This window comes from Nocardiopsis sediminis, assembly GCF_042650565.1.
Classification (GTDB): Bacteria; Actinomycetota; Actinomycetes; order Streptosporangiales; family Streptosporangiaceae; genus Nocardiopsis_B; species Nocardiopsis_B sediminis.
Window position 1 is genome coordinate 307821 of the sequence record NZ_JBHSBH010000013.1, and the last position, 12321, is coordinate 320141.

Here is a 12321-nt window from a genome sequence, read left to right on the forward strand (position 1 = left end):
ACCCCCAAGGGCCGGAAGGAGCCCGCCACCCAGGATCGCTGCGCCCCCCGTCCCCCGCGGCAGTCCTGTCACCCAGCGAGGGTCGTTTGACCGAGTCCACAGTGACGGACGCGCCCGTGCGCACTCCGGCGCCCCCGTGGGGCAGCGCTCCGGAGTTCCTCCGCCTCTTCACCGAACTGCGCGTGCGCCCGACCAGGGCCCAGATCCGCGAGGAACGCAAGGCGCAATCCCAGGCGGGCCGCCGACGCCGGCACTGGTCGCCCGCCGGCCGCGAACGCGGAGACACCACCGACCCGCCCCCCGTGCTCGACCTCGCCCTCGCCGATCCCGACGACGACCTCGACGTCGTGGGCCTCCTCAAGAGCGCATGCGGGCAGCACCCGCGCTGGGTCCTCGGCGCCGGGTCCGCCGAGCGGCAGGCGGCTCCGCCCCGCCGGGCCAGCGACCGGGTGCCGACCGCGACCACCCGTGAGGTGTTCAACCGCCTGTCGGAGATGGCCGACTCCTTCGCTGACGGTTCGGCCACAAAGCTCCGGTGGTGGGAGCGCGACCCGCGGCCCAAGCGCCTGCGCCGGCTCCGGTCACTGTTCCACCTGGTGGACAACACCGACGTCACCGAGATCCTCCGCCGCATGGTGCAGGAGGAGGTGATCGAGTCGAAGGACGCCGGCCGCGTCCTGCCGAAGGACCGGAAGACCGAGATCTTCCTGATGGAGGCGCTCGGCCTGGCGCGCACCGATGCGCCGGACGACCCCTCCGACGACCCGGCCGACCCGGATTCGCGGATGAAGCGCCGGGTCCTGGAGTTCGCCACCCGCGTCCTGCGGCAGTGGACCCGGTTCGTGCAGTTCATCGCCGGGCTCAAGCTGTTCGCGTTCATCGACGAGAAGTTCATCGCCCCGGTCTCCTTCATCGTGGCGGCGCTGCTCACCGTCAGCCTGCCGTCGGTCGCCATCGGGATGATCGACGGGTTCAACGACCTCGTCACCCAGGCGGTCGCGGCGGTCCTGATCCTCGGGAACCTTTCCCTGTTCGCCGCACTGGTCGCGCCGTGGTGGCCCTATGGCTGGCTGCGCAACTACCGGCAGATGGTGAAGGATCCCGGCGACGACGCCGCGGCGATGACCCACCGCACCGTCGGCATCAGCGTCGTCAACGGCTACGCGATGGCCAGGGGTGCCCCGCCGGCATCGGCCGAGGACGCCCCTGCCATCCAGCGCATCGCCGTGAACGCGTTCCTGGACGACCTGGACGCCGCCTACGGCAGCACCAGGTGGGGCCATCGGTGGCTGCCGCGTCGCAGGCGCACGCGGCGCCCGGTGCTGATCGCCGCGGGGCGGCGGATCGACACCGTGGACCGGCACATCATCCGGCTGATCGAGGCCGAGCGCATGCGGCGCCGGCTGCCCGACCCCCTGCTCATCGTCCGCGTGGGTGCGGGCGAGCGCGGGGCCAAGGACCTCGCGCCGTGGAACGACGTCGCCGAGAGCGCCGCGCGCGAGGCGGAGGCCCACCCCCGATCCCACACGCCGCAGCTCGTACGCGCGTGGCGACGGGAACGCGTCGCCGCGGGGGTACTGGGCGTCAAACGCGTACTCACCTGCGACGTCCCGCGCCACGAACCGCGATGGGGACGGATGCGCCCACCCGGGCGCCCGATCCGGCAGGTCGTCTGGGAGACCCCGGCGCTCGTGGCCGGCTGGCTGGCCGGCGGATCTGCGGCCGGCCTCGCACTCACCGTCCTCACCGCGGTGCTCGGCCCGCCCATTGCGCAGAGCTTCGACGCCTGCGTGCCCGACGGCGAGCTGGGCCTCCCCGACGGCATCTTCTCCGCCGGTGGAGCCTGTGTGGGCTGGACGGACGGCTCGTATGTGTTCAACGAGCGGCTGGCGGCGGTCCAGCAGGCGATCGCCGACGAGAACGCGCGGGTGGAGGAGGAGCCCGGGCGGTACGTCACCGTCATGTTCGTCGGCTCGCTGTCGGCCGGCAGGAATGAGGCGGACCGGCTGGCCGGTATGCACGGCGAGCTCGCCGGCCTGGCGATGCGCCAGCGCGATCACAACACGGCCCACGGCTACGGCGAAGGGGCCCCGCCGGTCCGGCTGCTGCTGGCCAACGCCGGGCCGCGCTGGGCGCAGGGCGGCGCCCTCGCCGACCGGATCGCCGACCTTGCCGCGAGCGAGGACCGGCCGGTCGCCGCGGTCGGATTCGGGCACAGCGTGCGCGGCAACACCACGGTCATCGAGGCCTTCACCCGCGCCGGTATCCCGATGGTGGCCGGAACCGCCACCTACGACGACATCGCCCTGTTGGCGGACGAAGCAGGGGAGCGCAGGTTCAGCCCGCTGTTCTTCCCGATCGCGCCGTCCAATACCCGCATGGCCCAGCAGGCCGCCTACTGGGCCTATCACGGAGCCGAGCACACCGATCCGGATTCGGATCCGGCGGCTCCCGATGTGTGGCGCCTCGACCCGGCGCGCCGCGTCGTGGCGATCGCCGACACCGCTCCCGGCGACAGCTACGGCCGGGACCTGGCGGAGGCGTTCGTGGAGGAGTTCACCGACCTGGCCGGCCCGGCCGCCGAAGGAGAAGCGGCCGCGGTGGAGACCTACCGCGGCGGCGACCCGACCCAGCTCGGCAGGGCCCTGGACGAGATCTGCGCGGACCCGCCGGATCTGATCTACTACGCCGGGCGCTCCGACGACTTCGACGTCTTCGAGGACCGGCTTCCCCGGACGAGCGACTGCTCGGCCGGCGTCGCGGTCATGGGCGGTGACGATGTCTCCAAGTTCGTCGCCGACGAAGCCACCGAGCTGCGCACACAGGTCTTCTACACCCCGCTGGCCGCGAGCGGCGCCTGGGCGCTCAACGGGGAACTCCCCGAACGTGAGTTCTACGACGAGCTCGACGCGTTCGAACGCGATGTCCTGCACCTGGGCGATTCCGCCGAGGAGGACGAACGGCCCTCGGCGGCGCACGCGGCCATCGCCGGCGACACGTTCACCGTCGTCACCGAGGCGATCCTGGCGGTCCAGCGTGACCGGTTCGGCGGCAGCGCCGACTGGCGTGAGGGCTCCGTGCCCGACCTGTCGATGGCCATCCGCGACATGGAGGGCGAGGTCGGCGTGAGCGGGCTGCTGCGGTTCGGCGGGCCGGGCACGGGCAGCGGCTCCGGCCACTGGTTCGAGGACAAGCTCATCCAGCTCGCCGTCGCGGGCCCACCCGACGGCGAGGAGGGGCGGGTGCGCGACGCCGATCCCGGCCACGAGGTGGTGGTGGTCGCCACGTGCGGCAGCATCACCCCTGAGCGGGCGGGCACCGGGCCCCACTGCCGCCCGTAGCCCCGAAACACACCGAGGTCCCGTGGTCAGCAGATCACGGGACCTTTGGCGTCGTGCGTCGTGCGTCGTGCGTCCTGCTACCGGCGGCGGGTCAGACCCCCTGGGACAGGGCCTCATCCGCCCCCGAAATCTCGCCGAGGGCGCGCTCGGCGGGGCCGGTGTAGCGGGCGCTCGGGCGGACCAGGCGGCCGGTGCGCTTCTGCTCCAGGATGTGCGCCGACCAGCCGGCGGTGCGCGCGCTGGTGAACATCGAGGTGAACAGCGACGCCGGGATCTCGGCGAAGTCCAGCACGACCGCGGCCCAGTACTCGACGTTGGTCGCCAGCACGCGGTCGGGCTTGCGTGCGTGCAGCTCCTCCAGGGCGGCGGTCTCCAGGGCCGCCGCGACCTCGTAGCGGGGCGCGTCGAGCTCCTTGGCCGTGCGCCGCAGCACACGGGCGCGCGGGTCCTCGGCGCGGTACACGCGGTGGCCGAAGCCCATCAGCCGCTCGCCCTTGTCCAGCGCCTGGCGGACATAGGTGTGGGCGTCGCCGATGCGCTCGGTCTCGTCGAGCATGTGCAGGACGCGCGCCGGGGCGCCGCCGTGCAGCGGGCCCGACATCGCGCCCACAGCCCCGGAGAGCGCTGCGGCGACGTCGGCGCCGGTGGAGGCGATGACGCGGGCGGTGAACGTCGACGCGTTCATGCCGTGCTCGGCGGCCGACGTCCAGTAGGCGTCGACGGCCTTCACGTGTCTGGGGTCGGGCTCGCCGCGGAGCTGGATCATGAAGCGCTCGACGACGCTGGCGCCCGCCTCGACCCGGCTCTGCGGGACCTCGGGGGCGTCGCCGCGGGCGGACTGGGCGATCACCGACAGGGCGGCGGAGGCGGCGCGCGCGACGTTGTCGCGGGCCTCCTCGTCGTCGATGTCGAGCAACGGCTTGAAGCCCCAGAGGGGTGCCAGGGTCGCCAGCGTGCTCTGCACATCGACGCGGACGTCGCCGGTGCTGACCGGCCGGGCGATGGGCTCCGCGAAGGGCAGCCCGGGGTCGAAGGCGTTGTCGACCAGGAGCCCCCAGACGCGCCCGAAGGTCACGCGGCCGACGAGGCCTTCGATGTCGACGCCGCGGTAGCGGAGGGCACCGCCCTCCTTGTCGGGTTCGGCGATCTCCGTCTCGAACGCCACGACTCCTTCGAGGCCGGGTTTGAAGTCCGACATTCCGGCTTCCTCCGTCTTCTCGGTTCAGGGAGAAGGGTGCCCTCCGGTGAACCGCTCGGGGATGGTGTGTGCGGGTGTGGTGCGGGTCGGTGGCGCGGACCCCACAGGTCGTGTGAGGATGCACCACTGTGAACCATTGTGACCCCGCTGAGCTGCGGGAATCGTACGACGGTACGCCGCTGTCCCGATCGGACCTGTCGGCGCACCCCATGGAGCAGTTTCACATTTGGTTCACACAGGCGAACACAGCGGGTCTGGCCGAACCGAACGCCATGGTGCTGGCCACCGTGGAGCCGAACGGCACCCCCCGGGGCCGGACCGTCCTCCTCAAAGGCTATGACCGCTCCGGCCTGCGGTTCTTCACCAACTACCGCTCGCGCAAGGGGCGCGCGCTGGCGGAGAACCCGCGGGCGTCGGCGGTCTTCCCGTGGCACGCGATGCAGCGCCAGGTGCTGGTATCGGGCGGTGTCGAACGTCTCAGCGACGCCGAGAACGACGCCTACTTCCGCACCCGGCCGCGCGGATCACGCATCGGCGCATGGGCCAGCGAGCACCAGTCGTCGCGCGTCGCCGACCGCGAGGAGCTCGACATGCGGTGGGCGCAGTTCGCCGATATGTGGCCTGAGGGGGAGGAGATCCCCCGGCCCGACTACTGGGGCGGGTTCCGGCTGCGGCCGGTGGAGGTCGAGTTCTGGCAGGGCAGGACGGACCGCATGCACGATCGCTTCCAGTACCTGCTGGTCGCGGGTGAGCCCCGGGACGGGGCGTGGCGGCTCGACCGGCTCGCGCCGTGAAGCGCGCCGCCCTGGACACGGCCTGCGACCGAGCCGTTGCGCAGGGGTTTTCGGATCGCCGTCCAGGTGTGGCGCACCACACATTGCGCGTAAGTGGGTTGTCGCTTGCCGCGGTATGATGAAGGCATCGGTGGCCGCTCCCACGGCCGGGGCGCCTGCGGGAATCCAGCGCCGTCGGCCCGTGTTGAGAGTCCTGCCGTTGTCACTCTCAACGGGCCCACGAGGGGAGGGGGAGCCTTGACCGCACACGGGCTTATCGACACCACGGAGATGTACCTCCGCACGATCTTCGAGCTGGAGGAAGAGGGCATCGTACCGCTCCGGGCACGCATCGCCGAACGCCTTCAGCAGAGCGGTCCCACGGTCAGCCAGACGGTCGCCCGCATGGAGCGCGACGGCCTCCTGCGCGTCGAGAACGACCGCCACCTCGTCATGACCGCCGAGGGCCGCCGGCTCGCCACGCACGTCATGCGCAAGCACCGCCTCGCCGAGCGCCTCCTCGTCGACGTGATCGGCCTGCCCTGGGAGGACGTCCACGTCGAGGCGTGCCGCTGGGAGCACGTGATCTCCGAGGCGGTCGAAGAGCGCCTGGTGCGGCTGCTGAACGCGCCGTCGGTCTGCCCCCACGGCAACCCCATCCCCGGCCTTGAGGAGCTGGGGCTCTCCGACTACGCCCCCGAGCCCTTCTCCGACGACTCCATCGTGCCGATGCTCGAGGTCGCCAACGGGGCCGAGACCAGGGTGACCGTCCGCCGCATCAGTGAGCAACTGCAAAGCGACGTCGATGTGATGCTCGCATTGAAGCGGGCAGGGGTACAACCTGAGCAGGAAGTGACGCTCCTCGCGAGCGACGACGGCGTCCAGGTGATTGGTGGTAGCGGCAAGGATGTCGAGCCGAGCGAACTGTCACGGCAGATCGCGAGCCACATTTTCGTTGCCAAGCCTTGACCTGGATCCGCGGCGACAACGGCCTGCACAGTGGGATCACAAAATCGCTTTACTCTGCGGATACACTCCGGGTCAAGCTATGCTCACTGCATGGCGCGCGTCGGCCGGTACCGTCGGCCGTGCCGTGCGGGGGCGAATTGGATCGCGCGGGTCGTCGTCATGACCGTGATCCATGACGGCAAGGTGGCGGCTGTATGAAGCGGTGGGGGGAAGCCTTCTTCGACGACGACGCCCTTACCGGGGCCGACGTCGTTGCGCAGGCGCAGATCGCCGTCGTCGTGGCCGACCGGTTCAGCCACCTCCGCTACTGGAACGCCTTCGCGCGTGAGCTGTTCGGGTTCGCCGATGACCGCGACCACATCGGCATGTCCCTGCTCGACCTCGGCATCCACGAATCCGACCAGGAGCACGCCTCGCAGCTGGCCCGGCGCGTCCTGCGCGGCGGGACCTGGGAGGGCTCCTTCGCGGTCGTGCGCGGCGACTCCTCCTGGGTCCACGTGCGCGCCCAGGCCGTCCCGCTGAAGGACGCCTCCGGCGCGATCGACGGCATCGTGCTCTTCGCCAACGAGGCCATGCGCAGCGGGCGCGTCGAGGAACAGTACGGCCTGCTCGAACGGGTCGGCAGCCGGCTCGCCGGGTCGCTGGAGTTCGACTCCACCATGAAGGCCGTCGCCGAGATCCTCGTGCCGCAGTTCGCCGACCACTGCTTCATCGACCTCTTCGACCACGACCGGCTGGTGCGCCGCGTCTCGGTGCACTCCGAGGGCTGGAGCCCGCCCCCCGGCACCTGGTTCGACGTCGGCGACGACGTCCGCTACCCCGACCGGCACTTCGTCTACACTGCCATGCGCCGGGTCGAGACCGTGCTCGTCAGCGACTACGCCCACGCCGTCAACGCCCCCAGCGAGGGGTCGGCGCGCGTGGCCGAGCAGGTGGGGCTGACCTCCGCCATCGCGGCGCCCCTGCGGGCCCGCGGGGAGCTGCTGGGGGTGCTCACCCTCGCCCTGTCGCGGCTGTCGCCGCGCGAGAAGGTCCACTACAGCGGGTTCGACCGCGACCTCGTCGGCGCGATCGCCTCACGCGTCGCCCTGGCCATCGACAACGCCCGGCTGTTCGAGGAGGAGCGCAGTACCGCCCTGGCTTTCCAGAACAGCCTGCTGCCCAGCTCCTTCCCGCCCTTCGACGGCCTGTCCATCGCGCACCGCTACGTTCCCGCCAAGCCGCTCGAAACGCACGGCCACGGCATCCAGACCCAGGTGGGCGGCGACTTCTACGACGTCATCCCGCTCTCGGCGGGCCGGGTGGGCATCGTGATCGGCGACGTCGAGGGCCGCGGCCCGCACGCCGCCGCGGTCATGGGCCAGCTGCGCGCCGCGCTGCGGGCCTTCGCCCAGGCCGACCGCGAACCCGCCGACATCCTCCGCGAGCTCGACGAATGGGTGCGCCAGCTCGGCCGCCCCGACGGCGAGGGCGGCACCTGGGTGCCCAGCGTCAGCTGCCTCTACATGGTCTACGACGCATGGTCGCGCGAGCTGTCCTATGCCAACGCCGGCCACCAGGCCCCGCTGCTGATCAGCGACGGCGACGTCGAGGAGCTCGCGCTCGAGGTCTCCGACACCCTGCTCGGCGTCAAGCTCAAGGGCGTCCCCTACGACGACGCCATCTACCACCAGGCCGACCTCACCCTGCCCCCCGGCGCCACCCTGCTGCTCTACACCGACGGCCTGGTCGACCGGCGGCCCCTGGGCGGCGCCATCGACATCGAGCGGTCGATGGCCCAGCTCTACGGGCGGATCCGCGAGGTCGCCGACAAGGACGTCGAGCAGATCGCGCAGTCCGCCGTCACCGCCGTGCCCGGTGAGATCGACGACGACACCGCGCTCCTCGTGGTCCGGGCCCACCCGGGCGAGCTCGCCATGGAGGAGGGCTGGTTCGTGGCCGAGGCCCCCACTGTGGGCGAGGCCCGGCACCTCGCCGCCAGTACCTTCAAGGACTGGGGGATGGACCGCGACCAGGCCGAGCTCGCCTGCCTGCTGGTGTCGGAGATCGTCACCAACGTCGTCATCCACGCCACCCCGCACCCGGTGCGCCGCGAGTTCACGCCCGACGGTGTGCGGGACTCCGGCGAGGCCTTCGAGTCCGCTGAGGCCGGCGACATCGGCGATATCGGCGGCGCCGACAGTGTCGGCGGGGCCGGCGGAGTGGGCGCCGACGAGTTCGACGAGGACTGGTCCGACCTCCTCGACGAGGTCGCCGAGGACACCGGGGGCCCGTCGCGCTCGGAGTTCCTGCTGCGGCTCCGGCGCGGAGCGTCCTCGGCCTGGGTCGAGGTGTACGACAACGATTTGCGTCTGCCGCGTATCCGCAGTGCGGGGGCCGATGACGAAGGCGGACGCGGGCTCTACCTCGTCGATCAGCTCGCCACCCGCTGGGGGTCGCGTCCCACGCCCGACGGCAAGGCCGTGTGGTTCGAGGTGCCGCTCAAGAGCGAGTGAGCGCCGGCCCGCGGCGGTGATTCTGTGCACCCCCGGTACGGGTCAGCCTACCCGCGGCCCGGCGGTGGGGTGACGGGCCGGGCACGGTGCCCGGCGCCGGCGCCGGCCCCGTTCGACTGCCGGATCAGCGGTTGGACCACGCCCACAGCATCAGCACGATGAAGATGAAGAAGACCACGATGCCGCCGGTCGTCCAGGGGATGTGCACGCGCGGGCGCAGTCTGCGCACGCCCAGCACCAGGAGGAGGACCAGCAGGCCGAGGACGATCAGGCCGTCCCACGCGCCGCTCATATGGTGTGACCCTTTCGCCGTGCCCGTCGGGGGTGTGGGGGTGTGGGGGTGTGGGGTGTGGCTAAAGGCCCAGCGAGCGGCCGACGATCTCCTTCATGATCTCGGTGGTGCCACCGAAGATCGACTGGATCCGCGCGTCCTGCCACGCCTTCGCCACGGGGTATTCCATCATGTATCCGTACCCGCCGTGCAGCTGCAAGCACCGGTCCATCACCTTGTTGCACAGTTCGCTGGTCCACCACTTGGCCTTGGCGGCGTCGTCGGCGGCCAGCTCCCCGCGGTTGAGCAGTACGATCGCGCGGTCCACGTAGGTCCGGGCGAGGTCGGTCTCGGTGGCGAGCTCGGCGAGGACGAACCGGGTGTTCTGGAACGAGCCGATCGGGCGGCCGAAAGCGGTGCGGCCCTTGCAGTAGTCGACCGTCTGGGCGAGCATCAGCTCCGCCGCCGCCACCGCCGAGACCGCGATGGACAGCCGCTCCTGCGGAAGGTTGTCCATCAGGTGCGCGAACCCGCGGTCCTGCACCCCGATGAGGTTGGCGGCCGGAACGCGCGCGTCGGTGAAGTACAGCTCCGCGGTGTCCTGCGCCTTGAGCCCGATCTTGTCGAGGTTGCGCCCGCGCTCGAACCCGGGGGTGCCGCGCTCGACGGCGATCAGCGACAGCCCGTGCGCGCCCGCCGCATCGGGGTCGGTGCGGGCGGCGACGATCACGAGGTCGGCGTTGATGCCGTTGGTGATGAAGGTCTTCTGCCCGTTGAGCACGTAGTGGTCGCCGTCGCGCACCGCCGTGGTCCGGATGCCCTGGAGGTCGCTGCCGGCTCCGGGTTCGGTCATGGCGATCGCGGTGATCAGCGTCCCCGCGGCGAAGCCCGGCAGCCAGCGCTGCTTCTGCTCGTCGGTGCCCAGGCCCACGAGGTAGGGCGCCACCACGTCATTCTGGAGCGCGAACCCCAGGCCGCTGGCCTGCACCCGGCAGACCTCCTCGGTGACGACGGCGTTGAACCGGAAGTCATCGGTCCCGGACCCGCCGAACTCGTCGGGAACCCCCAGCCCGAGGATCCCGACCTCGCCCGCCTTGGCCCACACCTCCCGCGGGACGATCCCGTCCTTCTCCCACGCTCCGTGGAACGGCACCACCTCCCGCGCAAGGAACCCGGCCACGGCCTCCCGGAACAGGTCGTGCTCGATGTCGAAGAGTTCCCTCTGCACAGCGGCACACCCCTTCGCTCATCCCGCCCCGCCCCCATTCCCGGGGGACGGGCGTGTGCCACCACGGTAACCGAGCCCAATTCGGTCGGCAGGAAACGGCCGTGTGGGAGCGACACGAAGTGCCGGGCGTCCCCCCGGCCAGGGGGCGAGGAGCGGGACTGGGCAAGGCATGCCTGTGGGTGCCGTGGGTCGCTGCTCTCGCAGCGTCCACAGCACCCACAGGTCGGCCGGAATCCCCTCGCGGGGTATGCGGTCGAGCGCCTCACCACAGGCACTGACGGCTTTCCGGCCCTCCCGAAACTCCACCCAAGCCCTGGTTGGAAATCGGGAATACGTCCCGGCGCGCTGTGTGCGTCGGCCGGGTGTGGCTTTTGAACTGAAACTGAAAGCGATCGTAATCAGCGGGGTACGTGTTTTGCATGAGGAAATATAGAAATGAAGGGTTGAATAGAGATATGAACACTAGTGTACGGCTGTGAACAGTCGTGAACGAAGCTGTACTCCCGAGTCGATGTCCTGGACAAAAAGTTGCCATAAAAATTTGCATATGATATGTCACCGACGCTGCCTGGCGGTGCTCTCGGGTGGGGGAAGTTGGCTGCCCTTGTTGCGCTTCGTGGCCGAATCGTCCGAGGCTGCGATAGTGTGTCCGAACGGGTGTTCCGTTGAGCTGAGTCACCACATTCGCCTTCTGGTGCCCGAAATCTCCACCCAAGCCCTTGTCACGTTGGAACGGACACATGCATGTTGACCGAACGGTCGGCCTGATGGTCGGCCGCATCGTCGTACTCTTGACTATCGCGGCACTGGTGTGCGCACTGGTGTGGATGGGGGAGAGCCTCTACGCCGTGGTCGTCGGAGTCGGCTCGGTGGGTCTCGCCGCATCGGCCACGGCCCGCCGTCTCATTCCGGACCGGAGTGAGAGGAGCCGCGGTAACCGTGGAAGCTCCTGACGCGCCCAGGGTTCGGGCGGCAAAGATGGCCGTCAATATCGCCCGTAACAAGCTCGCGCGCCAACGCACACGATTGAGCGAGTTGAAGCGTGAGTGTGAATATTTGGAGCCCGGCGCTGCACGTTCTCGCCGTTCCGCAGCCGCCTTGGCCGATGTCAGGAGTGCAATGGCTGTGGCGGAACGGCGTCACGAGGAGGCGTTGCGGGATTGCCGGAATGCGGAGTCTGAGCTCTCGGACGCCCTCGGCAAGCAGAATGATCTGGTTCAGCGCCACCGCGCAATGCCCGCGCAACCGAGCGAGGGAAACGGCTGGGAAGTGACAGGCGGCCCTCCTGAGCAGGCTGAAGTGGTCGTGGCCGACACGTCCACGAGCAGAGGTGCCGATGCGCAGATCGTCGGCGAAAATCAAGTGTCGGATCCCGTGGCAGAGGCCGGTGCTCCGCATTCGCGTTCGCGTCCCCCCGCGGTTGTGGAGGACGCCGAAGGCTTCGATACCTCTCCTGATCCTATGCGGGCACATTCGCCGGTCGAGTTCATCGCGGCACTGGATGAGCTCCGTTCCTGGGCGGGGACCCCTTCCTATCGCGCTATGGCGCAACGAGGTGGATGCAGCGCGGCGTGGCTGTGTGGCGTTCTGAAGAAAGAGGAGTTGCCTTCCCAGAAGCAGGTGATCGCCTTCGTGGTCGGTTGCGGAGTCAGTGAACAGGTCGTCCGTCGATGGATCTCGGCGTGGCGTCTGCTCAACATTGCGGAGCGTTCCGGGGTGCGTTCGCGGGATCAGGACGCTCCAAAGCGTGAAGGGTCCGGTAGCGATAACCCCGCGGACCCGGCCTCGGTAATCCGGTTGCGGTCGCGTACTGGCTGACCTGACCATCAGTCCGCCCAATCGCTCCCGGCCCCATCAGCTCACGTCTGGTGGGGCCGGGCGTCTTCATCGGGTTCTAGTGGGCGGCGGCGTCGGATCGGGGCGGTCTGTCTGGTCGGGCTGTCGTGGTGGTTGGGGTTCAAGCGGGCAGCGACGGTGAGCGGTGGGCCCCGGCCGGCGGTCGGGTGATCCGTGTGCGTGGGGTGCGGGAGGACGGGGCGCCCCGGG

The 12321-nt window shown here is 70.2% G+C and carries 8 protein-coding genes; 5 read left to right on the forward strand and 3 right to left on the reverse strand.

The genetic code is table 11. The annotated features are described in order from the left end of the window. Window positions 1-101 precede the first annotated feature (101 nt). A complete protein-coding gene (locus tag ACFOVU_RS21645; protein WP_378536449.1) occupies window positions 102-3341 on the forward strand; it encodes a hypothetical protein in 3240 nt (1079 codons plus the stop codon). Between the two features lie 91 nt (window positions 3342-3432). Here the strand turns inward: ACFOVU_RS21645 and ACFOVU_RS21650 are convergent, their stop codons facing one another. Beyond that, window positions 3433-4539 carry a citrate synthase 2 gene (locus ACFOVU_RS21650; RefSeq protein WP_378536451.1) on the reverse strand — a complete coding sequence of 369 codons (1107 nt, stop codon included), beginning with the start codon at window positions 4537-4539 and terminating at the stop codon, window positions 3433-3435. Between the two features lie 128 nt (window positions 4540-4667). Between ACFOVU_RS21650 and pdxH the strand changes: the two genes are divergently transcribed. The 3 genes from pdxH (at window position 4668) to ACFOVU_RS21665 (ending at window position 8776) form a co-directional block, all read left to right on the forward strand. Further along, window positions 4668-5333 carry a pyridoxamine 5'-phosphate oxidase gene (gene pdxH, locus ACFOVU_RS21655; RefSeq protein ID WP_378536453.1) on the forward strand — a complete coding sequence of 222 codons (666 nt, stop codon included), beginning with the start codon at window positions 4668-4670 and terminating at the stop codon, window positions 5331-5333. A 237-nt stretch (window positions 5334-5570) separates the two neighbouring features. Then, a complete protein-coding gene (locus ACFOVU_RS21660; RefSeq protein WP_378536455.1) occupies window positions 5571-6281 on the forward strand; it encodes a metal-dependent transcriptional regulator in 711 nt (236 codons plus the stop codon). A 194-nt stretch (window positions 6282-6475) separates the two neighbouring features. Beyond that, window positions 6476-8776, forward strand: coding sequence for an ATP-binding SpoIIE family protein phosphatase (locus tag ACFOVU_RS21665; protein WP_378536457.1), 2301 nt, complete (start codon window positions 6476-6478; stop codon window positions 8774-8776). Between the two features lie 124 nt (window positions 8777-8900). Here ACFOVU_RS21665 and ACFOVU_RS21670 read toward each other — a convergent pair whose 3' ends face one another. After that, entirely contained in the window at window positions 8901-9068 is a 168-nt protein-coding gene (locus ACFOVU_RS21670) for a hypothetical protein (RefSeq protein WP_169805219.1), read from the reverse strand. 61 nt (window positions 9069-9129) lie between these two features. Further along, window positions 9130-10275, reverse strand: coding sequence for an acyl-CoA dehydrogenase family protein (locus ACFOVU_RS21675; protein WP_378536459.1), 1146 nt, complete (start codon window positions 10273-10275; stop codon window positions 9130-9132). Between the two features lie 939 nt (window positions 10276-11214). Here ACFOVU_RS21675 and ACFOVU_RS21680 point away from each other — a divergent pair. After that, window positions 11215-12093, forward strand: a complete 879-nt coding sequence (locus ACFOVU_RS21680; RefSeq protein ID WP_378536461.1) for a hypothetical protein — start codon at window positions 11215-11217, stop codon at window positions 12091-12093. Window positions 12094-12321 lie beyond the last annotated feature (228 nt).

What these genes read in the sequence shown, in the direction of transcription:
- ACFOVU_RS21665 (WP_378536457.1), top strand. Translation starts at nt 6,476, where the DNA reads ATGAAGCGGTGGGGGGAAGCCTTCTTCGACGACGACGCCCTTACCGGG.
- ACFOVU_RS21650 (WP_378536451.1), bottom strand. Translation starts at nt 4,539, where the DNA reads ATGTCGGACTTCAAACCCGGCCTCGAAGGAGTCGTGGCGTTCGAGACG.
- ACFOVU_RS21670 (WP_169805219.1), bottom strand. Translation starts at nt 9,068, where the DNA reads ATGAGCGGCGCGTGGGACGGCCTGATCGTCCTCGGCCTGCTGGTCCTC.